Annotated in this window: 26 protein-coding genes and 2 pseudogenes; 16 read left to right on the plus strand and 12 right to left on the minus strand. The window is 68.8% G+C overall.

The genetic code is table 11. The features are described 5' to 3' along the window. Positions 1-39: 39 nt before the first annotated feature. A pseudogene (locus IF55_RS24195) lies at positions 40-800 on the plus strand (IS701 family transposase); the annotation flags it as partial. Between the two features lie 275 nt (positions 801-1,075). Here the strand turns inward: IF55_RS24195 and IF55_RS24200 are convergent. The 3 genes from IF55_RS24200 to IF55_RS24210 all read right to left on the minus strand — a co-directional run bounded on the left by IF55_RS24200 (position 1,076) and on the right by IF55_RS24210 (position 3,065). After that, positions 1,076-1,741: a nitroreductase gene (locus tag IF55_RS24200; RefSeq protein WP_030886711.1), complete on the minus strand. Its 666-nt coding sequence runs from the start codon at positions 1,739-1,741 to the stop codon at positions 1,076-1,078. Between the two features lie 159 nt (positions 1,742-1,900). Then, positions 1,901-2,689 carry a class I SAM-dependent methyltransferase gene (locus IF55_RS24205; RefSeq protein ID WP_030886708.1) on the minus strand — a complete coding sequence of 263 codons (789 nt, stop codon included), beginning with the start codon at positions 2,687-2,689 and terminating at the stop codon, positions 1,901-1,903. Positions 2,690-2,849: 160 nt separating this feature from the next. After that, complete coding sequence (locus IF55_RS24210; protein ID WP_063764032.1) at positions 2,850-3,065, minus strand: hypothetical protein; 216 nt, start codon at positions 3,063-3,065, stop codon at positions 2,850-2,852. Between IF55_RS24210 and IF55_RS39515 the strand changes: the two genes are divergently transcribed. Continuing rightward, positions 3,064-3,513, plus strand: a complete 450-nt coding sequence (locus tag IF55_RS39515; protein WP_157854460.1) for a hypothetical protein — start codon at positions 3,064-3,066, stop codon at positions 3,511-3,513. The two genes, IF55_RS24210 and IF55_RS39515, sit on opposite strands and share 2 nt — an antisense overlap. Before the next feature lie 709 nt (positions 3,514-4,222). Here the strand turns inward: IF55_RS39515 and IF55_RS24220 are convergent. The 3 genes from IF55_RS24220 to IF55_RS24230 all read right to left on the minus strand — a co-directional run bounded on the left by IF55_RS24220 (position 4,223) and on the right by IF55_RS24230 (position 6,218). Continuing rightward, the gene (locus tag IF55_RS24220; RefSeq protein WP_030886699.1) at positions 4,223-4,657 is read right to left on the minus strand and encodes an SSI family serine proteinase inhibitor; all 435 of its coding nucleotides are present in this window, start codon (positions 4,655-4,657) and stop codon (positions 4,223-4,225) included. 521 nt (positions 4,658-5,178) lie between these two features. Then, the gene (locus tag IF55_RS24225; RefSeq protein WP_030886696.1) at positions 5,179-5,394 is read right to left on the minus strand and encodes a DUF397 domain-containing protein; all 216 of its coding nucleotides are present in this window, start codon (positions 5,392-5,394) and stop codon (positions 5,179-5,181) included. After that, positions 5,391-6,218 (minus strand): helix-turn-helix domain-containing protein, encoded by an 828-nt coding sequence (locus IF55_RS24230; RefSeq protein ID WP_048832389.1) that lies wholly within the window; start codon positions 6,216-6,218, stop codon positions 5,391-5,393. Before IF55_RS24230 ends, IF55_RS24225 begins: the two co-directional genes overlap by 4 nt. 293 nt (positions 6,219-6,511) lie before the next feature. Here IF55_RS24230 and IF55_RS24235 point away from each other — a divergent pair, with 293 nt between their 5' ends. After that, entirely contained in the window at positions 6,512-6,712 is a 201-nt protein-coding gene (locus tag IF55_RS24235; protein ID WP_030886690.1) for a hypothetical protein, read from the plus strand. Then, positions 6,700-6,951, plus strand: a complete 252-nt coding sequence (locus IF55_RS24240) for a DUF7848 domain-containing protein (RefSeq protein WP_037966104.1) — start codon at positions 6,700-6,702, stop codon at positions 6,949-6,951. Before IF55_RS24235 ends, IF55_RS24240 begins: the two co-directional genes overlap by 13 nt. A gap of 46 nt (positions 6,952-6,997) precedes the next feature. Here IF55_RS24240 and IF55_RS24245 read toward each other — a convergent pair whose 3' ends face one another. Then, positions 6,998-7,201 carry a DUF397 domain-containing protein gene (locus tag IF55_RS24245; RefSeq protein WP_030886685.1) on the minus strand — a complete coding sequence of 68 codons (204 nt, stop codon included), beginning with the start codon at positions 7,199-7,201 and terminating at the stop codon, positions 6,998-7,000. Between the two features lie 170 nt (positions 7,202-7,371). On the opposite strand from IF55_RS24245, the gene IF55_RS24250 reads away from it, so the two are divergent. Next, positions 7,372-8,367, plus strand: coding sequence for an alpha/beta fold hydrolase (locus IF55_RS24250; RefSeq protein ID WP_037966101.1), 996 nt, complete (start codon positions 7,372-7,374; stop codon positions 8,365-8,367). 57 nt (positions 8,368-8,424) lie between these two features. Here IF55_RS24250 and IF55_RS24255 read toward each other — a convergent pair whose 3' ends face one another. Continuing rightward, entirely contained in the window at positions 8,425-8,799 is a 375-nt protein-coding gene (locus IF55_RS24255) for a MerR family transcriptional regulator (protein ID WP_030886679.1), read from the minus strand. 67 nt (positions 8,800-8,866) lie between these two features. On the opposite strand from IF55_RS24255, the gene IF55_RS24260 reads away from it, so the two are divergent. Continuing rightward, complete coding sequence (locus IF55_RS24260; RefSeq protein WP_030886676.1) at positions 8,867-9,202, plus strand: EthD domain-containing protein; 336 nt, start codon at positions 8,867-8,869, stop codon at positions 9,200-9,202. A 168-nt stretch (positions 9,203-9,370) separates the two neighbouring features. After that, a complete protein-coding gene (locus tag IF55_RS24265) occupies positions 9,371-9,727 on the plus strand; it encodes a cupin domain-containing protein (protein ID WP_048832390.1) in 357 nt (118 codons plus the stop codon). Between the two features lie 187 nt (positions 9,728-9,914). On the opposite strand, the gene cpt is transcribed toward IF55_RS24265, so the two are convergent. Next, complete coding sequence (gene cpt, locus IF55_RS24270) at positions 9,915-10,445, minus strand: chloramphenicol phosphotransferase CPT (RefSeq protein ID WP_030886672.1); 531 nt, start codon at positions 10,443-10,445, stop codon at positions 9,915-9,917. A 185-nt stretch (positions 10,446-10,630) separates the two neighbouring features. Continuing rightward, a pseudogene (locus tag IF55_RS37600) lies at positions 10,631-10,780 on the minus strand (alpha/beta hydrolase); the annotation flags it as partial. 38 nt (positions 10,781-10,818) lie between these two features. On the opposite strand from IF55_RS37600, the gene IF55_RS24275 reads away from it, so the two are divergent. After that, positions 10,819-11,673, plus strand: coding sequence for a phosphotransferase (locus IF55_RS24275; protein ID WP_030886669.1), 855 nt, complete (start codon positions 10,819-10,821; stop codon positions 11,671-11,673). 54 nt (positions 11,674-11,727) lie between these two features. On the opposite strand, the gene IF55_RS24280 is transcribed toward IF55_RS24275, so the two are convergent. Then, entirely contained in the window at positions 11,728-12,846 is a 1,119-nt protein-coding gene (locus IF55_RS24280) for a hypothetical protein (RefSeq protein ID WP_030886666.1), read from the minus strand. 86 nt (positions 12,847-12,932) lie between these two features. Beyond that, on the minus strand, positions 12,933-14,339 hold the full coding sequence (locus IF55_RS24285; protein ID WP_078645114.1) for an SUMF1/EgtB/PvdO family nonheme iron enzyme: 1,407 nt from the start codon (positions 14,337-14,339) through the stop codon (positions 12,933-12,935). 86 nt (positions 14,340-14,425) lie between these two features. Here IF55_RS24285 and IF55_RS41230 point away from each other — a divergent pair, with 86 nt between their 5' ends. The 8 genes from IF55_RS41230 (at position 14,426) to IF55_RS24320 (ending at position 23,114) form a co-directional block, all read left to right on the plus strand. Further along, entirely contained in the window at positions 14,426-14,557 is a 132-nt protein-coding gene (locus IF55_RS41230) for a hypothetical protein (RefSeq protein WP_281181036.1), read from the plus strand. A 315-nt stretch (positions 14,558-14,872) separates the two neighbouring features. After that, positions 14,873-15,298 (plus strand): DUF3224 domain-containing protein, encoded by a 426-nt coding sequence (locus IF55_RS24290; protein WP_030886660.1) that lies wholly within the window; start codon positions 14,873-14,875, stop codon positions 15,296-15,298. A 150-nt stretch (positions 15,299-15,448) separates the two neighbouring features. Continuing rightward, entirely contained in the window at positions 15,449-16,108 is a 660-nt protein-coding gene (locus IF55_RS24295) for a TetR/AcrR family transcriptional regulator (protein WP_030886657.1), read from the plus strand. Further along, complete coding sequence (locus IF55_RS24300) at positions 16,105-16,887, plus strand: VC0807 family protein (protein ID WP_048832391.1); 783 nt, start codon at positions 16,105-16,107, stop codon at positions 16,885-16,887. Before IF55_RS24295 ends, IF55_RS24300 begins: the two co-directional genes overlap by 4 nt. A 190-nt stretch (positions 16,888-17,077) precedes the next feature. Continuing rightward, a complete protein-coding gene (locus IF55_RS24305) occupies positions 17,078-19,060 on the plus strand; it encodes a hypothetical protein (RefSeq protein ID WP_157854458.1) in 1,983 nt (660 codons plus the stop codon). Further along, positions 19,057-20,961 carry a hypothetical protein gene (locus IF55_RS24310; RefSeq protein WP_030886649.1) on the plus strand — a complete coding sequence of 635 codons (1,905 nt, stop codon included), beginning with the start codon at positions 19,057-19,059 and terminating at the stop codon, positions 20,959-20,961. The genes IF55_RS24305 and IF55_RS24310 overlap by 4 nt, the downstream gene beginning before the upstream one ends. Beyond that, complete coding sequence (locus tag IF55_RS24315) at positions 20,958-22,190, plus strand: hypothetical protein (RefSeq protein WP_030886646.1); 1,233 nt, start codon at positions 20,958-20,960, stop codon at positions 22,188-22,190. The genes IF55_RS24310 and IF55_RS24315 overlap by 4 nt, the downstream gene beginning before the upstream one ends. A gap of 177 nt (positions 22,191-22,367) precedes the next feature. Continuing rightward, the gene (locus IF55_RS24320) at positions 22,368-23,114 is read left to right on the plus strand and encodes a DUF4232 domain-containing protein (protein ID WP_030886642.1); all 747 of its coding nucleotides are present in this window, start codon (positions 22,368-22,370) and stop codon (positions 23,112-23,114) included. The last annotated feature ends 330 nt before the right edge of the window (positions 23,115-23,444 follow it).

A 23,444-nucleotide genomic window follows, 5' to 3' on the forward strand; every position in this document is an offset into this window, starting at 1 on the left:
ATAGATCCCAGTCGGTGGCGAGCGGTCTTCGAGGTCGCCATGGGCCGGATTGCGGGCCGGTTTGCCCGGGTCGAGCCCCGGCTGCGGGCCGGACGGCTGGTGCTGGGTCTGCCGTCGGACTTGCCGCGCAAGAACTGCTGGACGATCGCGGAGTGGGCCGGGGAGGCCGGCCCGCACGGTATGCAGCATCTGCTGTGCCGGGCCGTCGGGGATGCCGATGCCGTCCGTGATGACGTGCGCGAATACGTCGTCGAGCACCTCCATGACGACGCCGCGGTCCTGGTGGTCGACGAGACCGGCGACGTGAAGAAGGGCACCCATACGGTCGGGGTTCAGCGCCAGTACACCGGAACGGCCGGCCGGATCGAGAACTCCCAGGTCGCGGTCTACCTCGTCTACGCCGGTATACGCGGACACGCGGCGGTGGACCGGGAGCTGTACATCCCGCGCTCCTGGACATCCGACCCGGACCGCTGCCGGGCAGCCGGGTTCGGCCAGACACCGTCTTCGCGACCACGCCGGACCTGGCCCGCACGATGATCGAGCGGTTCCGGGACGCCGGACACCGCGCCGGCTGGGTTACCGGGGACGAGGTCTACGGCGGCAACCCACGACTCCGTGCGTCTCTGACTACCCTGATCAAGGTCGCAGGCTTCAGATGGCGGGTGGAGGAGACCTTCCAAACCGGAAAGGGACTGGCCGGGCTGGACGAGCACCAGGTCCGCCGCTACCCCTCATGGGCGCGCTGGGTCACCCTCGCGATGCTGGCCCACGCCTTCCTCGCAGTCGTCCGCGCTGACGAACACGCACACCGACCCACCCCGGACGACCTGACCCCGCTGACCTGCAACGAGATCTGCCGCCTGTTCATCGCGTTCGTCGTCCGGCCCGTCCGGGATGCGGACCACCGGCTCGCCTGGCCCGACTGGCTCCGCCGCCACCAGGCACGATCACGCACCAGTCACTACCGACGGCAAGCCACAGCCCAAACATGAAGATCACGATCTACAGCTGGAGTATTAGGCGGGGCGGTGGGCACGCATCATGAGCGTGCCGACGTCCTCCTGTCAGTGGGTCACGCTCCAATGAACCTCACCGTTTCGGTCATGTCCGCCCGCCCGGTACGCAGCCGTGGCACGCCTTCTTCCTCGAAGCCCACCGAGACACCGCAGAACAGCACGAGTTCGTCATCGGCTCCGACTATCTGACTGACGGTCTCGCGATACATCGTCCACATCACCTGCGGGCAACTGTGCAACCCTTCCGCCCTCAGTAACAGCATGACCGTCTGCAAGTACATCCCCGCGTCTCCCCACTGCCCCGGCCCCATCATCCGGTCGAGGTAGCAGAACAGCACGACCGGTGCCCCGAACGCCTCCGAGTTCAAGGCGGCGATCTTCACGGGCCGGGCGGGGTCGTCACGCTCGATTCCCAGCGCTTCGTATCGCTGAGCGGCGGCGGCGGAAAAGCGGTCCAGATACGGCGGAGCCAATTCGGCCGGGTACATCGGATACTCCCGCTCATCACCCGGGTCTCCCGCCAGTGCCCTGGCCGTCGCCCTCCTCTTCAGCTCGGCCAAAGGCTCGCCGCTCACGACATACACATGCCACGGCTGCAGGTTCCCACTCGACGGGGCCCGCGTCGCTGCCGCCAGCACTCGTTCGAGGACATATTTGGGCACCGGCTCATCGCTGAACGCTCGCACGGCCCTGCGGCTGTCCACGGCTTCATACACGTCCACGCCTCCTGGCCCTCTCACTCCATGGTGGGCAGTGAAGACACGAGGGTGATCATCGCATTCGGGGAGCAGGCCGGGCGGAGCTGTGGCGCTGCCAAAACCGACGGAAATGCCTCCGCCGACCGTAATGAGAATCCCCAAGCTTCAGATGGGGAGCGGAAGTCAATCGGCCTGCAGGACGAAGAACAGGAAGCACAGGAAGCGCGGCGTGGCCGCGATGGCCTCGGGGAACATCTCGCGGGCGGCGGGATCAGGTTCCGGCTCGCTGATGACCGTGATCCGGAAACCGGCCCCGGTGAAAGCCTCGGTCATCGCGTGCAGCGGCCTGTTCCAGCGACTCACCAGGGCGGTGTGGCCGCCTATGGTCCACTCCACGGTCCAGTTGGCGGTGTCGAAGTAGTCGTTCTCGGCCTCGCGGCCGGCCTCACGGTGTATGAGGTTGACGGCAAAGGGATGGTCGACGGAAGCGATCAGCCGACCGCCGGGCTTGAGTACGCGTCGCAGCTCGGCCAGCGCCGGCCCCCAGTCCTCCAGGTAGTGCAGCACCAGGGACGCGACCACATCGTCGAATGTGTCGTCAGGGTAAGGAAGCGGGCCGCCCAGATCCGCCACCCGCAGGTCCGCGCCGTCGCCGAGCCGCCGCCGGGCCAGTTGCAGCATCTCGGCACTCGCGTCGAAGCCGCTCACCATGGCGCCACGGTCGCGCAGCGCGGCGAACAGGGCCCCCGAGCCGCAGCCGGCGTCGAGGATTCGCCGGCCGGCCACGTCTCCAGCGAGGGCCAGCATCGCGGGCCGCTCGTAGTAGGCATTGACCAGGTTGGTCTCATTCGCGGCCGTGTACGCCTCGGCGAAGCCGTCGTAGTCGTTGGCCTTCGCCGAATCCACACTCACCGCGGACGGCGAGACCAGCCTGGAGGAAATCGCGTGCTCATGGCGCTCGCTTGAGATCATGGTGCGGGAGACGTGCGCTGCGGCAGTTCGGTTCCTGCCGGCGGCCAACTATCGCGCGGCGTCGCCACGCCCATGCCCCGGCGTCTGACCCGCAAGGGCCCAGGGCCCGCCCCGCAAGCGACGCTGATGCCGTCGGCAAGGCCGACGGCGGGGTGGGCACCTACTTCCGGTTCCGATCGCCGTTGTAGAACGGGGCATTGTGCACCGCGAAGGAGCTGAAGGAAGAGCGGTCGGCCCTTGCTTGCTCCCGTCGGCTCTGCTCGATACGGAGCCCGTCGGTGTTCTCCGTTTGAGAACTTCCCCGACGCATCAGTACCGCGATCAGGAGGAGAAAGACCGCCCCCAACACACCGAACACCGTCAGAATCGTTGGCATGGTGCTGCCCTCCCCGGCCCCTGGCAACCGGCCCCTGGCAACTTTCCTGCAGCAGGATATGGCTCTTGTCTCCCATGCAGCAGACGCGATGGCGGCAACGTCCAGATACCTGTGGTTGCCGAGGTGTGGCAGATGGCGTCAGCGCAAGCGGAAGCCTCCATCCGTCTTCAGAGGAGCGGAGATCCCGGCGCTGCTCGCGGGCGACGGCGAGTTGGAGCCGAGATCGAGCCTGGCGTACGCCGCGTACACCCTGGTCGCGGGCGCGGTATTCCGCGACCCTCTGGTGGAGGAGTTGTTCGACGGTGTACATATCGGTCCGCAGATGATCAATGCGTTGCCCCGCACGCTGGACGAGCTACTGACCCCGTACGGGCGCGAACTGCTGGACCGCCCCAAGGGCGGCCTCGCGGCCGGGCTGCGGAAGACCGACAGCGTGTGCAAGGAGTGAAAGCCCAAGGCACCGATTCGGCTCTACAGCGCAACACCTTGGACGGGGAGCAACCGATGATCCGCCCTGGCGCCGATCACCGGTACCGGCCAGGGGGTGCCACGTGGTTTGCATCCGTGGGCGATCACTCCGTGTCCACAAGCGCCGGGCCCGGCGCGACGGCTGCGTGGACCGCACCGGCATCCCCTGGCGTTACCTGCCCCGCGGCCTCCCGCACTGGTGGACCGCCGGAGGCTGCTTGGCGACCTGGTCAGAGGACGGGGTCCTCGAACGGCTCGGCGGCCTGCTGCGGCGTCTGGTGCGGGAGGCCGAGGGCCGCAACGGCGAGCCCTCGGCCTGCGAGCTGGACCCCGGACCGTCACCACCTCCGCCACCGCGCACCCGCCGGCCAGGGCGCCGACGCCGGGCAGTGGATCATCGGACGCAAGCGGTGCCTGGGCTGTGCCCCCTCGGCCTGTTGCCGACCTGCCGACGAATGTCCTGGTCACGGCTGCGAACGTGTCCGGCACCGCCACCGGGGCGCCCCCGGCCTGGGTGGAAGCCGGGCTACCGCACACCACCGCCATCGAGCGCGGCATCGGCCGGCTCCTGCGCCACCGATGCCGCGCCCGCGACTATGTGAGCCATGATCCACTCGCCATGACCGGCCTGACGGCTGGCGCGGCACCTGACCCGGGCCCCGACACCAGTCACCGGATCAGACGCTCCGTCAGAACTCGTAGACCGTGCTCAGTGCGTTGTCCTTCATGCACGCGTTGGCGAAGGTGTGCTCGTACGAGACCCGGGCGCCCTCCCAGACGCCGTCCACGGTGACGACGACGGGCTTCCATACGTGCGGACACGATCGGTCCGATGCCGGTTCGGCCAGCACGTCGAACTTGCCGTCGGCCGCGAGCAGTTCGGCACAGGCGGCCTCCGCGGCCGGGTGCGTGCCACTCGGGGTCGGGGCGCAGCTCAGCGTCACCGCGCGGCGGACCGTGGTGTCCGCGGCGTGCTCGCCCTCGCCGACGGTGAGCACCAGCGCCGACGGCGCGTACAGGCTCATGGACTTGGCGGGCGCGGCGCTGGCGATGGTCGACGCCCCGGCGAGACCGGTCACGGCCAGCGCGGCGGCAAGAGCGATTCCCCCAGTGATGTACCGCATTTCGAACACTCCCTTGCTCGTAGGTGCAGATACCGGACGGGAGTCTGGCCCAACCGCCCGCCGGACGCACATCGCCCGATCACTTCTGGTCACTGGTTGAACCCGTTCCGTAATGGCGCGAACTCACGGGGCGGGAGTCTGGGAGGCGGAGCGGTGCGGGCGCCCTCGGCGCCGTGTAGAGCGGTGGGGTTCCGATGGTGCGACGAAGGCGGATATGCCTTCTGATCATTGCCTATGTTGCGAGGTATGCCTTGATGGCTGCGACCTGAACCGTGAAGCACCTTCAGTTCCAATGGTCCGCCACGTGGCGCGGCGTCCCTGGCGACCCGGCCGAAAAGGGGCGTGCCGGGCGGTCGCGGGAGGGGCGGAGCGACGCGGGCCCGTGGCATCAATGGCCGAAGTCCGCTCAGTTCCGATCGGAAAAGCCCCCCGCCCGCCCGGGTAGCGGACCCACAGAAGCCGGCACCTCGCGATGAGGTGCCGGCTTCCGTGCGTGCGGGTGGGTTGGGCTGGCGGCGGGTTCAGCCGTCGCTACGGACCGCGAACGCGACGAACGAGGCCCACGCGGCGGGGGAGACGGTGAGGATGGGGCCGTGGGGAACCTTGCTGTCACGGATGGGTACAGCGCCGCTCGTTGCCACGGCGGCCGGGGCCCACTCAACGCACTGGCCGCCTTCGCCACCGCTGTAAGTGCTCTTGACCCACGTAGTGGCGTTGGGATAGGGGGTGTTGCTCATCTGGTGTATTCCTCCGCGATTTCCCGGAAGAGGTTCACAGACTCGTCGGGCGACATGGCAGCGGCGCGTAGGCGTTCGTACGTCGCCCTGGCGGTACTTACCGCCGCAGTCGAGTCGGTCACGTGCCCCTGCTCCCTGGTTTCCGAGTACAGGACTGTTGCCCCGTCATCTGGCGTAAGCAGCGTAAACGGTAGGGAGGATGCCGGGGCACCCGCTGTGAACCGCAGAACTTGAAGTGTGATGTGGGGGCATGCCGTGACGGCGGCGAGGTGATTGAGCTGGTCCGCCATGATGGTTCGGTTGCCGACAACGGTGCGTAGGGCTGATTCGTGCAGGATCACCCACAGCAGGGGCGGTGTTTCGCGGTCCATGACATCGCGACGGCGCAAGTGGGCTTCGACCCGCCTCTTGATCTGGTCGTCAGACTCGCGTGGATGAACGGCCCTAAAGGTGCCTTCGGCGTACTCCGGAGTCTGCAACATGCCCATGATCAGTGCGTTGCTGTAATCCTCGATCGCGGTCGCGATCTTCTCCAGATTCAGGTACGGGATGAACCAACTGGGGTGCCCGCCCCTGCTCAGCCGCTCGCGCAGGCGCGCATAAACCCCTGGCGTCTTGGCCACTCTGTCCATGGCCTTCGCGAAGGCGTCCGATGCGAGCACGGCTCCGCTCTCGACCTTGCTGATCTGGGCCTGTTTGTAGTGGAGCACATCTGCGAACGCTTCCTGCGAGAGCCCCAGCGCATCGCGGAGCGCCTTGGCTTCCATCCCGAAGTACTCGGCGCTGTTGGTCGGCCCGACGTCTTGACCAATGGGCTCGTTCACGTGTTCAACTCCGCTTTATTCCAGACCCGTTGGAATGGGGTATGCCCTTTTGAGGCTACTCGCGGACGTCGAAGCTAGGGGGGAAACAAGCAGGACGTGGCGACGAAAGGCGCTGACGTGATCGAACAAGTCCCCGAGCCGCGGGCTCAAGGGGATGACCTTGAAGCGTTGTACGAACTAGTCCGCGCAGGCGGCTTCTGGCGCTTGGCTCCGGATTGGGTGCCGCGTCAATACGCGGAACCGACGCGGGAGTTGACCGAACGGGTGCGGCATGGACTGAGGCGAATGACCACATGAAGAGCGCAGCGCGGGCGGAGCTGGCCCGAATGATCGCGGAAAGGGGCGTCAACGGGGCGCTCCTCGTTTTCACGGACCCTCCGGAGGAGCTTGGCGTGCGGCACCAGGCCGAGGCGGGGGCGCCGGACACGGCGGTGCGGCTGGGTGCGGAGGACGTGTCGGACGGCACCGGAGAGGGGGCGTCATGGGGCGCGTAACCCGGGACGGGCACGTGGCGTGGACGTTCGAGCAGGATCTGAGCGTGCGCCCGGAGTACAGCGCCACGTGCCTCGTCGGTGAGGGGGAGGACTGCGGGGAGGTGATCCGTTCCGTGGGTGTGGAGTGGATCGAGGAGTGGATGCGCCGCCATACGCGGACGACGGGGCACGTCAGTTACCGCCGGGCGGTCGATGACTACGTGACGTTGGAACCAGCCGCCACTCGCTCTGAGACCTGATACTCCTTCACGGCCGAAGCCGGCGCCTCATAAGGAGGGGCCGGCTTCAGCGCGTACGCTCGCGGGCCGCGAAGGCGATGAACGAAGCCCACGCGGTGGGGGAGACGGTGAGGACGGGACCGTACGGTTCCTTGCTGTCGCGGACGAAAACGACGCCGCGCGTCGGAACGACGGCCGATGCCCACTCGACGCATTGGCCGCCGTCGCCACCGCTATAACTCGACTTACGCCAGACCTTTTCATTGAGCATGCTTCTCACGCTCCTCAAGACGGCCCGAGCCGAAGGCCACGGGTGACTGTGCCGTCGAAGACATGGTCTCTCTTGCCGTAACGGGAGGCGACAGCCCGGAAGCGCGCGGCCCGGTCGCGTGTCAGGGGACGCTGGAAGGCTGGTGGGGCGAACGGGCCGTCCATAGTGTTGTGTTCATGATGGATGACACGAACGAAGAACCAAAAGGCGCCACCCGGCGGTCGGCGCTGCGTGGCCTGGGGCTCGCGGCGGGCGGCATGGCGCTGGCCACCGGAATCGGGGCCTCGCAGGCCGCGGCGGCCCCGCGGCGCGGGGCCGTCACTTACGTGCTGGTGCACGGTACTCACAGCGCCGGCGCGTTCTGGATGCCGGTCGCGCGGGAACTGGGGCTGCGCGGCCACCGCGTCATCATGGTGGACCAACCGTGGCACGGCGCGGAGGCTTTCGTGGCGGGGTCGTACCAGCGGCAGGACCTCGCGGCAATGGCGGTCGAGCCCTCCCCGCTGAAGGGCCTCGGGCTGGACGACTACGAGGCGCGCGTGACGGGCATCGTGCGGCAGGCCGCACGGAACGGCCCGGTGGTGCTGGTGGGGCACAGCCTGGGTGGCGTATCGGTCAGCCGGGTCGCCGACGCCGTGCCGCACCTGCTTCAACACATCTGCTACATGGCGGCGTTCTGTCCCAGCCGCGTCCTGCCCACGGCGGACGCCTGCACGGCGGCGCCCGAGAACGCGAACGCCGTCAGCCCGGTGGAGCTGACGGTGGGCGACCCGGACCGGCTCGGGGTGCTGCGGCTGAACTTCCGTACGGGCGTCAGCGGTGAGTTGGCCCTCCTGAAGGAGATGATCTGCGCGGACTATCCCGATGCCGACTTCCGCCGGACATTGGCCGGTATGCAGACCGACGAGCCCGTCGCCGCTTATGCGGGCCGGGCGGTCGGCCGGGCCGACACCTGGGGCCGCGTTCCGCGCACGTATCTGCGTTTCGGCAGGGACCGTACGATCGCCACCGCGCTCCAGGACAGGATGATCGCGGAGGCCGACGCGGCCACACCCGGCAACAGGTTCCGCGTACGCGATTTCCCGGAGGCGTCACACGTCGGGCCTCTGGACCCCACTCCGGTCGCCGACGCCCTGGACGCGCTGGCAGGGCAGGGGGCCGGTTAGGGGGCCGGGGCCGCCTGGCCGGGGCCCCCGTAAAACGTAAAAAGGGGCCCCGACTGGTCACGAACCGTCCTCGCCCGACCGTGCCAGGTACGCGTGGTTGTCCTCGATGAGGCCGTCCAGCGCGTCCCTGGCGGCGGCGAGGCCGTCGATGGCCTCGGACAGCCGGGCCCGCTCGCGGCCCATGATCTCCAGAGCCTGCCGCGCCCGGTCCACGTTCGGCTCGGCCATGCAGGGGGCCATCTCGGCGATGGTGCCGCTGGACATGCCCGCCGCCAGAAACGCCTGTACGAGGCGCACCCGCTGGACGTGCTCGTCTTCGTAGTGGCGCTGTCCGCTGGGCGAGCGGGAGCTGACGAGCAGGCCCTGCTCTTCGTAGTAGCGCAGCGACCGACGGCTGGCTCCCGTGCGGGCGGACAAGTCACCGATCCGCATGCCGAACCCCCCTCATGATCCTGGGCCACTTGCCCCTGACATTGATGTGAGCTTTTAGGTTAACTCCATGCTGAAGCTCATCTTCATGATCAACCGTGTCGAGGGAATGTCGTACGAGCGTTTCGTCGAGTACCACCGGGACCGGCACGCGCCGCTGTTCACCTCCATCCCGGAGGCGGAACGCTACGTGCGCAAATACACCGTGTCCCACCCCGTCCCCGCCGTGAACTACCCGCGCCGGGCCTACGACGGCCTGACGGAAATCTGGTTCGAGAACTGGGAGGACCACGATGCCTTCTTCGCCTCCGAGAACTACCGGACGCTGGTCAACCCCGACGAAACACGCTTCATCGACAGGGACTCGGTGGCCGTGATGGTCACCGAGGAGAAGAAGGTCATCTGACGGGCCGAAACGGCCTGGCCGGGAGGGCCGGCACCGCGCGGTGGTGAACGGCGCCGGTCGGCCGCAGCCGACCGGCGCCGTTCGGCGCAATGGGACGGTCGTGGCGGGGGAGCGGGAGTTACGGTGGTGGGGCAGTGCTACTCGCCATCTGGTAATGGGAGAAATCCGGTGGAGGATCTGAATTCCCTGGCCGATGAACACTTGGCCGCGGCGCGGTCCGCCGAGCACGGGCGCAGTGCCCGTTTGGTCGTGCACGACGGCCCATTGCGGCAGAGCGTCATCGCGCTGGCTTCGGGTGCCGTACTGGACGACCACAACGCGCCGCCCTCCGCGAGCCTCCAGGTGCTACGGGGCCGGGTGCGGCTGACGGCGGATTCCGGGGACCGGGAACTGGCGGCGGGCGCGCTGCACGGCATCCGGCAGGAGCGGCACGGGCTGGTGGCGCTGGAGGACGCGGTGGTATTGCTGACGGCGATCACGGCCGTCGGGTGGCCCCCGGAGGACACGAGCGTGACGGTCGCGTAGCCCCATCGTAGCCATCGGCGCGCGGGTGGCCGTGGCGACCTGTGGGGGCCTTGGCGACCCGTGCGCGGGGGGCGCGGCGGCCCGGCCGCGGCCGGGCACGGGGGGGGGAAGGCGGCCGGTCACGGGAGGGGAAGCCGGCCGGCCACGGGGGGAAGGCGGCCGATCAGGCCGTCGGTTGCGCGCCCCGCTACGCGACCCGCGCGGCGATGGCCCGGGCGCACTCCATCGACTCGGTACGTGTGGTGTCCACCTCCAGGTCGTAGACGACGCCTTGGTGGACCATTTCCGCCTGCTGTGCGGCCATCCCCGCCATCCGATCGCCTCGCGCGACCTCGCGCCCCGCGGCCACCGCGCTCTCGCACCGGACGCCGACCCACAGGACCCGCAGCTCACGCAGGGCCTTCTGCCACCGCTGCTGCGACTCGGCTCCGCCGAGGAATACCTCGTCGACGATGACCCGGGCTCCCGTACGGGCCATCGCGGCGACCCCCTCGATCCACGCCTCCTCCAGCCTCCGGAACTCCGGACCGACGACCACCCCTCCGTCCGGAGCGAACGCGATCCCGGCGTCCGCCTCCAGCAGGGGCCCCGGCAACGCGGCGATCAGCGTGTCGGTCCCGAGCGCCAGCCACGCATCCGGCAGGACCGCTTGCAGACACCGGGCGATCCCGGACTTCCCCGAGCTGGAACCACCATTGAGAACGATCACGTCAGTCATCACCGCGCCACGGTAGAGGCACCTCCCGTCATGCCCGAAACGAATTTCCGCGGCGGCGCCCCGCCCTCTGCCCGCCCCCCGCAGGCCCCCCGCAGGCCCCCGGCGGGGGCAGGCGGCGGGCGCGCGGGTCCAGCGGTCACCCTCCGGCCTCGGCGAGAAGGACGCGCGCCAGCTCACGCGGCCGGCCGCTGACCCGCCCGTATGCCCCGTTTCTCCGCGAGGCCGGACAGCGTCACCGGATGAACGCCGTGGCCGGCCGCGCGCAGGGGCGGCACCACCTCGTCCCACGCCCACTTCCCGAGCCGTGCACCCGCGACCAGCACGAAATTCGCCATGAACGCACCGTAGCGGCACCCTCTGACAAGATCCGAGGATGGAGATCACCGACGTTACGCGTGCGATCGCGGCCGCGACTTCGATCGCCGTGTCGCTCGACCTGCCGGCCGACGACGCTGTCGTTCTCCACAACTCGAACAAGCTGGCCCTGCGGCTGACGCCGTGCGATGTCTTCGCCCGGGTGGCCCCTGGGGGAGAGGAGAGCGCCGCACGGTTCGAAGTCGAGTTGGCGCGGCGGCTAGCCGGGGCCGGGTGCCCGGTGTGTCCCTTGGAGGTTCGGGCGGACCCGCGTACGTACGCGCGTGATGGCTTCGCCGTGACGCTGTGGACCTACTACGAGCCCGTGAGCCCTCGCGTCTCGCCGGTCGACTACGCCAAGGCGCTGGAGCAGTTGCACGCCGGCATGCGCGAGGTCGATGTGCCGGGCCCGAGGTTCACGGACCGGATCGCGGAGGCGCAAGAAGTGGTCGCCGACCCGGGGCGCTCGCCGGAACTGGCCGAGGCGGACCGCGTGTTCCTCGGCGGCAGGCTGGCGGGCCTGCGCCGGGCGATCGAGGAGCGCGGCGCCGTGGAGCAGTTGCTCCATGGCGAGCCGCATCCCGGCAATGTCCTCAGCACGAGGAACGGACCGTTGTTCATCGACCTTGAGACGTGCTGCCGTGGACCCGTCGAGTTCGATCTCGCCCATGTTCCCGAGGCGGTCTGCGCGCACTACCCCAGCGTCGACCAAGAGCTGCTGGCCGAATGCCGACAACTCGTCATCGCGATGGTCGCCGCGTGGCGGTGGGAACTGGGCGACCAGTTCCCGAACGGGAGGCGATTCGGCGCGGAACTTCTGCGCTCGCTGCGCCAGGGCCCTCCTTGGCCGGCCCTCGACACCATGAACGGATAGGTGACGGGGAGGGGACGGGGACGACGGGCCGGTCGGTGGCTCGCGATGTGTCCTTCACAGACCGAACCAGTGGCGCAGGACGCGCGCCGCGATGTCGTGCGTACGGTGTTCGGAGAACGTGTGGTGGACCCATTCGGGCGCGGTGTTGATCTCCAGAATGGCGGCGTTGCCCTCGGGCGGCCTGTGCGGGGCGGCGCATATCGCGTCGATGGCGAGGATGTCCGTAGCGAAGAGCTGGGAAATGGCGGACGCCCACGCGTGGAATCCCGGGTGCAGGGAGTCCGAAACGTCGACGGCGCGACCGCCCTTCGCCAGGTTCGCGGTGTTCTTGAGCCGGACCACGCGGCCCGCCGCCGGTGCGTCCCCCGGTTCGAGCCCTTGGCGGTGGAGGAGGGCTTCTGTCTCGGAGTCGACGGTGAGGCGGTTGCTCGGATTGAGGGCACGTATTTCGGCGTCGTGCTTTTTGATGAGTTCGGCGAGCGGGGTCTGCCCATCACCGATTACGGAGGCGGGCTCGCGCACGCAGGCGGCGACGAGTTCGCCGCCGATGAGCTGGATACGCAGATCGCGCCCGTCTACCCGCTCTTCGACGATCCAGTCACGGAAACGGTGCCGCCACGTGTTCATGTGGGCGGCGACGGCCTCGGCGCTGTCGAGCCCCATACGGACGGCGTCGCCGTGCATTCCGGCCCGTGGTTTGACGACCACCGGGTCCCCGTCGAGTTCGGCGAGGGCTCCGGCGGCGAAGGCGAGCGCGCGGCCGTACGAGCTCTCACCGTCCTCACCGTCCTTACCGTCCTCGGGGTCTTCGGGGTTCTCGGGGCCCTTGGCTTCCTCGGCTTCCTCGGCTTCCTCCGCCAATTTCTCGGCTTCTTCTCCGTATATGCCCTCGTCCATGCCCTCGGCCGTGTCCTCCGGGCCGCAGTCGAAGGCGAAGGCGCAACCCTTCGGCGTGGTGAACCCGGCCCGGCGCAGCAGTTGTTTGGTGGCGTGTTTGTCCTCGGTGAGGAAGAAATCCCGGGCGCGGAGCTGATCGTCATAGCGCCCCTCCAGCACGGGTATGGACTTCGTGCCATGCCGGTAGACCACCAGGTCGATACCGAGTTCGGCCATGCGGTCGTGCACCTCGATGCCCAACTCCTGGGCCGCGCGCATGAGGTGGACTTGCCGCATGTGCCTACGGGGCTGGATCAGGTGAGGGCGGGGCGCCGGTCCGTACGGCTCGTACGTACGGGTCCGGCGTATGGGCCCTTGCGCGGTCATCGGGCGGGCCTGGTGAGGAGAATGCCGGCGAGCTGGTCCATGTGGTTCTGCATGAAATCCCGCATGACGCCGACATCGGCCATGTGGCCGCGCGCCGCGTAACTGGCGCCGGTGAGCATGCCGGTCTCTGGGCCGAACCACGGTTCCGAGAAATCCGGATACAGCGGGTCGACGCGGAAGGAGCTCTCGGCGTCATCGGAGCCCCGCTCCAACGCTGTGAAATCGTCCTCCAGCCACAGCGCGACGTTCCCGACGAAGTCGATTCCGCTACGGCCGAGGAACGCGCCCTGACCGCGCACCGGGCGCGGGCTGCCACGGCGAAGGCCCACGTCGAATTTGTCGAGCATGGCCGCCACCCGGCTCACTCCGCCGAATTCCTGGTCCAGGAGGGCGTGGAACTGTTCCTCGGAGATGAGTGAGGCGCCGGCCCAGTTCGCGTAGGCCACGGCCTCGTGCCTGCTGACCTCCACCGGCCAGTCCCACGGCATTTCCGTGTCCTCGAAGATGCCGCGATACCGGTAGCCGCCGGGACCGGCCCCCGGCAGCCAGGAATGGGGGTGGCCTCCGCTCACCCGCTCCAGATACAGCCGCGCACCGTGCGTCGTCCACAGGCCGGGCTCTTCATAGCCGCCGGCTCTGACGAATTCCAGGAACTGGCCGTTGGTCACCGGGTGCGGCGCGACCTCGAAGGGGTCGACCGTCGCCGCGCGGCGGCCGTATTCGTTGTCCCACCGGAACCGGCCGGTTTCCGGCTGATCGTCCCCGAACACGACCGAACCGCCCCGGCAGAGCACGTAATCCCTGCCGGGCTCCGCCACCACCGCGCCTCCGTCCCGTTGCGTTCCCATGGCGGGCCAGCCCTGGGGCGTGCCTTTCAGCCTGGGCGGCAACAGACGAATGAGGGGGAGGGACGTGTGCAGGTGAATGTTCTCGTGCTCGATGCCCATGAGCAGGGCCCGCAGCGGCGAGGTCGGGGCGAGAACCGCCGGCAGCGGTACGGTCTCGATCGTCCGCAACACGATGTCGCGGACCGTCTTCCGGTAGGACCACACATCATTCGGGTCGGGCCACTCGGTGAGCCGGGCCAATTCGTCGGGGTCCTCGGGGGAGACCCCCTGCTCCATCCGCTCGTCGAGTTCGCAGACCCCGCCCCCGTCCACCATCCCGACCAGTTTGAGCTTCTGGATGTAGAACGACGCGGTGTGCCCGAGATAGAAGACGAGAGGCAGCCTGAACGGATGCACGCGGACGCCGAACGCCTCCTTCGAGTCGGCGACTCCGCGAAAGAGGGTTTCGTACGTATCCCACGTGTCCACGAAGTAGCGCGCGAGCCGGTCCCTCGACCAGCCGCCACCCAAAGGCGCCGGGGCTACGGGCCGGGCGGCGGAAGAAGCGTTCACCATCGATTCTGGGTCCTTCCGGAAGTACTGCTGCTGCTACTGCTGCTGCTGCGATCCATCGCGCCCCGCCCGTGCCGGATATCCCGCCCATGCCGAATACCCCGGCCGCGCTGAAAATCCTGGGCGCGCCGAAAATCCTGGGCGCGCCGAAGACCCTGGGCGCGCCGAATTTCCCGGCCGCCGCCGTCGAGGTCAGGCGTCCGGGTGTGCGGGCCTCTTGAGCTGCCATCCGCTTCCGCCGCACGTTTGATGTGGCGGCGGAAACCGGTGCCCTTTCACATCAGTGCTGTACTCGTGCCCCTGTCCGCAGTCGCACTCGTAGATCCCCGACCGAGGCACGATCTCGCCCGGGTGATAGATCCGCCCATCGTCTGCATCGCTCATAACGCCAGATATAAAAGCCGCGCGAACCCGTCGCCACCGGGGAGACGCAGCCAGGTGACCTCACCGGCGCGGGGAAGCGGGGGAGCGGGGGAGCGTCGTCCCCCCTCCTCGTCGAACCTCCCGTTGTCAGACCCCCTCGGTACGGTCGGCGTATGAAAGCTAGAGGAACCTTCACCGTCAAATCGTTCGTCCCGGCCGAGCTGAAACTGAAGCCGGAGTCCGAGCCTGAGCCGACGGCGCCCACCGGCACGCCGGTCGGCGTGGCGACGATAGAGAAGAGCTTCGAGGGAGAGGTCGTCGGGCGCTCGGTGACCTTGTTCACGGCCGCGTTCGACCAGGAGGCCGGCGTGGGCACCTACGTCGCCATGGAGTCGTTCGAGGGCTCGCTGCACGGTCGGCGCGGCGCCTTCAACTTCGCGCACTCGTCGACGACATCGGGCAGCGACCGCAACGCCGAGTTCTTCACTATCGTCCCTACGAGCGGCACGGGTGAACTGGCGGGAATCGCCGGCACCGGCGGCATAGCCATTGACGCCGACGGCACGCACCGCATCTGGTTCGACTACCAGCTCGGCTGACGGCTCGCCCCCCCGCGCGCTCCGCCCTCCGCCCTCCACCCCCCTCGCCCTCCGCTCTCCGTCCGCCGCGCTCCGTACGGAGGAGCGGGGCCCGTGCCCGTACCGGCTTCCGTGGGTTTGAACGTTACTCGGCTGAGGAATGAATTACTCATGCGAGTAACAGAAACAGATGGAAGGAACGAGGCAGGAGGACCGTCGGCCGGGGCGTCCGAGCGGTCGCTCGCCGCGAGCGCCCGGCGGGCGCAGATCGTGGCGGCGGCCATCGAGACGCTGGCCGAGAGCGGCCACGGGCAGACGACGTTCGCGCGGATCAAGGAACGGGCGGGGATCTCCAGCACTCGGCTGATCTCCTACCACTTCGGTACCAAGGGGGAGCTGATGGACGCCGTACTGGAAGAGGTGGGGTTACGCGCCCAGCAGGCGATCTCGCAACGCGTCGCGGGCGAGACGTCGGCGCTCGGGGCGCTCACGGCCCGCATCGAAGCCCAGGTGGAGTGGGCCGCCCGCAACCCGTCCTCGGTGCGGGCGATGGCCGAGATCTGTCGGAACGAGCGGGACGCGGAAGGCGTGCTGCGCCACGGCACGGAGGTCACGGCGCGCGCCAACGTCGACGCGCTGGAGCCGATCTTGCGCGCAGGCCAGGAAAGCGGGGAATTCCGGCAGTTCGACACGGGCCTGATGGCCCTCACCCTGAAGTCCGCGATCGACGCCGCGATCGTCCGCATGGCCCGCCCGCCCCGCCTCTCCCTCCCCCAGTGCGTCCGGGAACTGACCACCCTGGCCCGGCTCGCCACAAGGCGGGAGCCGTGACCGCCGCCCGCGCCGGACGCCCCGGCGCCCGCCGTCGCCTGCTGCCCCAACTGATCGTCGACGTGGGCGCGCCCATCGCCCTCTTCTACGTGCTGCGCGGGCTCGGCGCGAGTACGTTCGCCGCGCTCCTGGCCGGCGCGGTGCTGCCCGTGGCGACCGCGGGGGTGTACTGGCTGCGGGATCGCCGGCTGGAGGGGGTGGCGGCCTTCATGGCGGTGGTGATGCTGCTGGGGCTCGCGGTCTCGCTGATCAGCGGCGGCACACGGTTCATGCTGGCCAGGGACGGCTGGGTGACGGCCGCCGCCGGCCTGTGCTTCCTCGGCTCGATACGGGCCCGGCGCCCCCTGGCCTACCTGGGCGCCCGCCCCTTGCTGGAAGGCCGCTTCCGTTCCGACGGCACCCCTTGGGAGACCCTATGGGCCGACGAGCCGGCCTTCCGGCGCATATGGCGGATCTCCACGGCCATCTGGGGCATCGCCCTCCTCGCCGACGCCATAGCCCGCATCGTCATCTCGTACACACTGCCGGTCGACGTCGTCCCCGGCCTCGGCGGCCTGCTCTGGCCCGTCACGATGGTCCTGCTGCAACTCGTGAACGGTGTCTACTACCGCGCCGCGGGCCTATGGCGCATGACATCCGGCTACGGCCGCCAGCCCGCGGGAGCGGAAGCGGAAGCGGTGCCGTCGGCCGCGTCGACCGAGACATCCGCGTCGACCGAGACATCCGCGTCGACCGAGACATCCGCGTCGGCTGCGACAGCGAAGCGACGCTACAAGTGAACGATCTGGTGGTGAATGACCCGGTGGCGAGTGCTCCGATCGTGAATGATCCGGTTGCGGGCGTTTCTGGCGGATGCCACGCTCAATGAGCGCGTTCAGCGGGTGATGAGCGGCCGATCCAGGCCCTCTCCACCGCGAACTCTGTGGGGGACCGCACACCTAGGCCGACCTAGGCATCGGGAGCGAAACGATGACGGACCCCATTGGCCCCACCATGGCCGGCGGCCATCAGCCGATCGACAGCGAGGACGGGTACCGGGCGCTGTTCTACCCGGACGCCAACAACTACGAGCTGATGCGAGAGGGCAAGAACCCCGTCTATTACTGGGTTCCCGACCAGTTGCGGATCGCCCGGCACGGCGGCGAGAAGGGCGACTACAAGTTCAGCCTGCTCCGGTTCGCCGGCGGGGCGGGCACGGCCAAGCCCACCGTCGGCGGAGTCCTCGGCCTGACCACGACGGGCAGCATCCCCGCGGCGGCCATGGAGCGGCTGCAGAAGAAACTCATCGAGAAGATCACCTCGACCAGCAGCAACAACGGACTGTGGAACCCTCAGGGGCGGGAGCCGATGTTCCGCCCCGTGACGCTGCTCGCCAGCACGGCGAACATCTCCGATCTGAAGTTCACCCAGACCGGGCTGCGCCACTTCGTCCAGGACAAGAAGACGAAGAAATTCGAGTTCCGCACCTCCGGAATGCTGGGCAAGGGCAACCGCGAGAAAATCGTGAAGGGGCCGACCAAGAAGGACGAGGGCATCGGCGACTGGTACTGGGTCCTCCAGGGCGCGGGCGCCGCGTCCATGGACCCGACATCGGAGCACGCCTTCACCGCCCTGCTGGGCAGGGGGCCCGCGGCGATCCTGTACGACACGTTCAAGGGCGCGAGCACCGTCATCTACGCCAGTCTCGTCATGGACCTCCAGATGTGGACGCCGAAGATCAAGCTGTCCGTCAAGGGGGAATGGAAGAAGATCTACGATCACTTCAGCGCCCATGCCAACGCCCACTACCTGTGGACGAGCGCCGATATCAGGTACCAGCTCAACAACACGGACCTCAAGGGCAAAATCTCGGTGGAGATCTCGCCGATCGGCAGTTTCCCCGGCTCGGCGGATATCGCCAAGTATCTGCGGGACAAGTCCGATCTGGTCCTCGACCGCTTCACACAGGAAGCGCAGCGGATCATCTTCGACCCGGCCCCGGTGGACGAGACCGCGGCCGAGGCGTCCTCCTCCGGCGCCGGAGCCAGCCCGTGGGGCGTGGCCTTCGCGCTGAAGAAGCGGATCGACGAGACCGAGCTGGACCTGGCGTACGAGGAGACGATGCAGTTCTCCCACGTGCAGCAGACCGTCGTCTCCAGTTCCTTGCAGGGGCTGCTGCACGCGATGGCCACGGAGGAGAACGCGGAGGGGAAGTACTTTCCGTCCGTCAACCTGGACGACTGGCCCAAGGAGCTGGCCCGCACCACGGCCCCGATCGCCAGTTGGCAGACAAAACTGTTCCACTCCCTGTCCGTGCAGATCGGCTACCCCGACAAGAGCGGGGCCCTCCTCTGGAAGAACCACGTCTTCACCGCCCCGAACTCCTCGACCGAGCTGGAGAACTGGACGTACACGGTCTTCCAGAAAGCCGAACACGAGGTGGAGAATCCGCCGGCGGGCTGGAAACCGGACCGTACGTTCGTCAAGCGCGCGATCCACTTCAACGAACCCGATCCGTACGACGAGTTCCACATCCGGCGCATCACGGTGCCCGAGGGAATGCTGCAACTCGACAAGGGCGAAAACGGCACTCCGCTGAACGACAGCATCGTGGAGGTCAGGGCCCAGTCCAACACCATCATGGCGGTCTCCGTCCACTTCCGGGGAGTGCTCAAGGAGAACCAGGAAGCGGAACTCACCGTCCAGGCGGTCGACGAGAAGAACCAGCCCATCGGCGAAGAGGCCCGCTTCTACGCCGACGCCGCCAACCTCAGGCAGCCCCGGTCCTGGACTCTCTGCCCGGCACCGTCGCCGAGCCACCGCTACCAGTACAAGGTGACCGTGTACGACTGGTCGGACGGCTCCGAGTGGGTCTCCAAGCGGCCCACGATCAGCAGCGGCCCCCTGCGCGCCCCGATCCTGCCCAAGAGCAGCCAGAACGTGACCTTTCGGTTCCGGGAACGGCAGAAGTGACCGAGCCCCTCGGGCCCACGGAACTCGCCGGCACCCGGACATGCGATGTCGACGGCCACCGCATCGTCTTCTACCCCGACGTCACGAACGCGGCCCGGGCCGGCCACCAGCCGCCCACCTTCTACTGGCTGCCGGAACGCCTCTACCTGGGCCGGGACCAAGGAACGTACGACTTCTCCTTCACCCGCTGGGCGCGGAAAGCCGCCGCGGACGGCAGCGACGTGGCGGGAGAAGTGCGCTTCTCCCTGATGAACGGACTGCCCCCGGACGCCGTGGACAAGGCCATCAGCCAGCTCTACGAGAACTCCGGGTCGGACAGCTCCAACCCGTACTGGCAGCAGCTCTACTGGTCGCGCGAGGACTACCGCCCCCTGACCTTCCAGTACACCCACACCACGCTCTCCAACATCGTGGCGCGAGCGGAGCCCGTCCACCGTCGCCTGGCCGGCTCGGACGTCTGGTACTGCGAGAAACAGGGCGCGACCACCGGCCCCCTCTCGGTGCTGGACCGGCGTTCCTACACCACGCTCATGGGCCAGGGGCACACGGTGCACTTCCGCGCCGCGATCTGGGACAGACACGAGCCGGTGACGGTGAACCGGACCATCGGCATCCAGTTCGCCGCGCCCGTCCAGACCTTCACCCTGGACGGCTCCTGGTCCGCCATCCGCGCGGCGCTGGGCCGCCACACCCGCGACGCCGCGGGGCACCTCACGCTCGCGGGCATCAGGGAGGCCGTGGCCCAACTGCGCGCGGCCGGCGAACTCGCCGTGGACTGCACCCTGGACGCCACCACCCCGAGCGACCCGGCCTTCCTCGACCGCCTGCTCAACCACAGCGGATGCGTGGCGGCCCGATTCCTCGACGCGGCCCGGACGGCCGTACTGAACGCCCCGGAGAACCGGCCCACGGCCCTGGCCAACGACTGCGACGGCCCGCCCAACCCGTGGGGCAGCCCCTGGCGGCTCGTCCCGGAGAACCCGTCGGGGAGCATGGCGGACCGGATCGGAAGCGCCTTCACCTACCTACGCCCCCTGACAGTCGCCACCCGGTTCACGGCCGAGACCGACGCCCTGCGAGCCGCGCCCGCCACGTACTTCTTCGTCAACTATCCGGAAGACGGCGAAAAGACCCTGCAACGGGTCTTCCGCCCCGTCCTCCCGCGCGACAACCCCGCCATCGCCGCGGTCTCCGTCCGCTGCGGCTACCCGGACCGATCCGGCGCCCTCCAATGGCAGGGACGCGAATTCCCCCAGCCCACCGACCCGGCCGAACCGCTCCCGGCCTGGACCTACACCACACGCCGGCTGGCCGCCCACGAGGTCACCAACCCGCCGCCGGGCTGGGAACCGGACAAGACCTTCGTCAAACGCCAGGTCCGGCTCCGCCCGCGCGCCGAGACCGACACCGCGTACCGCGTCGTCCGCAACGACACCCCGACGGACGACATCGCCATCGACCCGGAGGCGGACGGCCGGCTCGCCAACGACATCGCCGTCGACATCTCCGCCGGCATGCTGCCCCACCTGGACCTTTTCCCTCTCAGGCTGCTGTGGAACCCGCGCGCCGACCAATGGGTGACCACCGAACTGGAGACCACGGACGCCGCCGGCCGCCCGGACGGCCTCCCGGCTGCCACCTTCACCTGGCGCGCCACGGACACCGCGGAGCCCCGCCGCTGGATGGTCTTCCCCCGCTCCCGCCCCTTCCCCGCCTGCTTCCGCTACCGCGCGACGCTCCACCTCGGCCCGACGGCCTCCGTGACCTCCGCCTGGCGCCGCTCCCGCGGCAGCGGCCCCCTCCACATCTTCGTCCCGGCCCCGGAAACCGCCGCCGAGGTCTCCATGGCGCCGGACAGCGCCCACCCGCCTCCGAAAAACGCGCAAGGAGAGTGGCGATGAAGCACAAGATCGAGAAGACGATCATTCCGGGGTCCGGGCGCAGAGTGGGTGAGGAACTGCGTCAGGGAAAGACCGGCAAACAGATCGAGAAACTGGTCGAGGACAAGGACGGCCAGCCGGTCTATAAGATGAAGGTCGGCTGGGCCGACCTTCGGGAGTACACCGCGCCAAATCTCGCGCTCAGGCCCGCGGACAAGACGCTGGAGATCTGGCACCCGGAAGCCCGCCCCAGTTGGTACTGGGACCTGGTGGCCGGCGCCGTGGCCAAGATCAAGGACGCGGGGCCGGCCGATCTGGACCGCCTGCGGGCCGCCTACACCGCGCTGTTCGCCGCCCTTAAGCAGAAGCACGTCTCGCTGGACGTGAAACTGCTGCCCGACTGGCAGAACAAGCTGCACAGACTGTCCAAGGACAACGTCGTCCACATGTGCGCCCTCACGGACAAGAGGAACTACCACGCGAGCCATGCGAACCAATTCGAGACGATCTACCAGAAGATCACCGCGGAGAAGTTCGTGAAGGACCTGGCGGACGAGAAGGCGGCGGCACAGGACACGTTGAAGAAACACTTCGACGACTGCGTGAAAGACCCCGGGACCGCGCGGAAGACCTACGACAAGTACCCCGCCGTCAGCCGCAATGGTGTGGTCTGTGTCCGCAAAGAGGTGAACAGCGTCCCCGTCGATGACGACCTCTCCCTCGTCATCGACAAGAAGAACGACAAACCGGCCTACCGGCATCTCCTCGCGCACGAGTTCATGCACGCCCATTCAGCGAACACCAAAGGTCTGCAAGAGGCGTACGAAACGTACGGCGAAGGGGCCGACGAGGCGCTCACCGAAATCTTCGGCAGGATGGTGACGGACATCCTCTTCGCCAAGGACAAGGGGCTGACGGCCACCTCCGAGAAGGACAAGGAAACCATCGCCCAAGGCGTCCACTACAACGTGTGGCCGAAGGACGTCAATCCGGCCGACGACGTCCGGAGCATCTTCAAGGGCGGCCTGCGCTACGGCCCCGAGATCTGCTGGCTCGTCCACGCCTACCGGGACGAGAAGACCCCCGAGGGCCAGCCGCCCACCAGAGTGGACGAGTTCCCCCTGGCCCTTCTCCAGGCGTACTTCGTCCCCAAGAAAAAGAAGGGGAACAAGTCCAAGTGCCCGATCCAGATCCCCTTCGTCTGCAAACGGATCGCCAGGATGCGAGCACGACGCCGGAACGCCGCTTGACCGCGGCCGAGCCGTCCGCCGCCGCTCGCATGGCGGAGGCCCTGGTGCCGGCCGAGCCGGCGAGGGGCGGCGGCATTACCCGGGCGTTAGCGGTGCGGTAGTTGCGCGGTAGCGGGCTCGGACAGGGTGGTTGGCGTACCGAGAGACCACCTCGCCGACCGATCCGGGGGACCCGCGATGAACGCCGACACCACTGTCCGCAAGGCCCGTCGCCGTACGCTGAGCGTTGCCGCCGCGGCGGTGACGGCGGCTGCCGCCCTGTCCCTGACCGCCTGCTCCGGCGCGGACAGCGGTACGAACGCGGCGGGCGCCGGCGCGCAGGCGGCGGCACAGGCGGACGCCGCGGGGTCCTCCGGTGGCGCGCACGGGGCCGAGCGTCAGGCGAGTACGGGCGCGAAGGGCGGTGCCGGAGCGAAGGCCGGTGCCGGAGCCCAGGCGATGGACCAGCAGCCGAGCGGCGTGCACACCGCCCGCGGCGGCGCGAAGGCGGGCGCGGGCAGCCGGCGCTGCCACACCTCCGGCCTCAAGGCGGCCTTCGCCACCGGCGAGGACGCCGCCCCCGACCCGAACGCGAGCGGCGCCACGACCACCAGCGTCGTGGTGACCAATACCAGCGGCCGCACCTGCGAGATCGGCGGCTTCCCCGGCGTGGACCTCAAACCCGACGCGGGCGGCCCCGCCTGGTCGTTGGCCCGCTCCTCGGCACGGCACAGCTCGATCACCCTCCACCCCGGCGACAGCACCGACTTCACGATCAACCTCGGCATGGCCAAGGAGAACGAGGAGGGCTCCTGGAAGCCCGCCACCGTCGCCGTCACCCCGCCCGACGAGACCACCGCGCTGACCCTGAAGTGGCCCTGGGGCCCGCTCGTCCACCAGGACGGCGCCACCCACCCCGCCACCTTCGTCAACCCCATCGGCTGACCGGCCCAGCCGCCCCGCCCCCACTTCCGTCGGTCTCGCGGCCGGCACCGCGGCGGTCGCCATCCCCCTGACCGCCACCCTCGCCTCCGCCGCCGCGCCCCCGGCGACGCTGAACCACCTTGGAGGCGCGGTGAGCCGCCCCCCACGGCCGCCGCGCCGAACCGCCCGCTGCCCCGGTACGTACGTACCGGGGCAGCGGCCTTTTTGTGCGGGTCCGACCCCTTGCGCGGAGCGCGTGTGGCACGCCAACGGGACGTGAGTGAAGCGTTTCCAGGACGTCAACGACGCCGGGAACAGTGGTGTGCAGAGGGCGGGAACGGCCGAAGGAGA

This window comes from Streptomyces varsoviensis (assembly GCF_000718635.1).
Lineage (GTDB): Bacteria > Actinomycetota > Actinomycetes > Streptomycetales > Streptomycetaceae > Streptomyces > Streptomyces varsoviensis.

Excerpts from the sequence above, each read along its gene's own strand:
- IF55_RS24205 (WP_030886708.1), bottom strand. The coding sequence starts at position 2,689 with ATGATCTCAAGCGAGCGCCATGAGCACGCGATTTCCTCCAGGCTGGTC.
- IF55_RS39515 (WP_157854460.1), top strand. The coding sequence starts at position 3,064 with ATGGTGCTGCCCTCCCCGGCCCCTGGCAACCGGCCCCTGGCAACTTTC.
- IF55_RS24210 (WP_063764032.1), bottom strand. The coding sequence starts at position 3,065 with ATGCCAACGATTCTGACGGTGTTCGGTGTGTTGGGGGCGGTCTTTCTC.
- IF55_RS24220 (WP_030886699.1), bottom strand. The coding sequence starts at position 4,657 with ATGCGGTACATCACTGGGGGAATCGCTCTTGCCGCCGCGCTGGCCGTG.
- IF55_RS24225 (WP_030886696.1), bottom strand. The coding sequence starts at position 5,394 with ATGAGCAACACCCCCTATCCCAACGCCACTACGTGGGTCAAGAGCACT.
- IF55_RS24235 (WP_030886690.1), top strand. The coding sequence starts at position 6,512 with ATGAAGAGCGCAGCGCGGGCGGAGCTGGCCCGAATGATCGCGGAAAGG.
- IF55_RS24240 (WP_037966104.1), top strand. The coding sequence starts at position 6,700 with ATGGGGCGCGTAACCCGGGACGGGCACGTGGCGTGGACGTTCGAGCAG.
- IF55_RS24245 (WP_030886685.1), bottom strand. The coding sequence starts at position 7,201 with ATGCTCAATGAAAAGGTCTGGCGTAAGTCGAGTTATAGCGGTGGCGAC.
- IF55_RS24255 (WP_030886679.1), bottom strand. The coding sequence starts at position 8,799 with ATGCGGATCGGTGACTTGTCCGCCCGCACGGGAGCCAGCCGTCGGTCG.
- IF55_RS24260 (WP_030886676.1), top strand. The coding sequence starts at position 8,867 with ATGCTGAAGCTCATCTTCATGATCAACCGTGTCGAGGGAATGTCGTAC.
- cpt (WP_030886672.1), bottom strand. The coding sequence starts at position 10,445 with ATGACTGACGTGATCGTTCTCAATGGTGGTTCCAGCTCGGGGAAGTCC.
- IF55_RS24275 (WP_030886669.1), top strand. The coding sequence starts at position 10,819 with ATGGAGATCACCGACGTTACGCGTGCGATCGCGGCCGCGACTTCGATC.
- IF55_RS24280 (WP_030886666.1), bottom strand. The coding sequence starts at position 12,846 with ATGCGGCAAGTCCACCTCATGCGCGCGGCCCAGGAGTTGGGCATCGAG.
- IF55_RS24285 (WP_078645114.1), bottom strand. The coding sequence starts at position 14,339 with ATGGTGAACGCTTCTTCCGCCGCCCGGCCCGTAGCCCCGGCGCCTTTG.
- IF55_RS41230 (WP_281181036.1), top strand. The coding sequence starts at position 14,426 with ATGCCGAATACCCCGGCCGCGCTGAAAATCCTGGGCGCGCCGAAAATC.
- IF55_RS24290 (WP_030886660.1), top strand. The coding sequence starts at position 14,873 with ATGAAAGCTAGAGGAACCTTCACCGTCAAATCGTTCGTCCCGGCCGAG.
- IF55_RS24295 (WP_030886657.1), top strand. The coding sequence starts at position 15,449 with ATGCGAGTAACAGAAACAGATGGAAGGAACGAGGCAGGAGGACCGTCG.
- IF55_RS24305 (WP_157854458.1), top strand. The coding sequence starts at position 17,078 with ATGACGGACCCCATTGGCCCCACCATGGCCGGCGGCCATCAGCCGATC.
- IF55_RS24315 (WP_030886646.1), top strand. The coding sequence starts at position 20,958 with ATGAAGCACAAGATCGAGAAGACGATCATTCCGGGGTCCGGGCGCAGA.
- IF55_RS24320 (WP_030886642.1), top strand. The coding sequence starts at position 22,368 with ATGAACGCCGACACCACTGTCCGCAAGGCCCGTCGCCGTACGCTGAGC.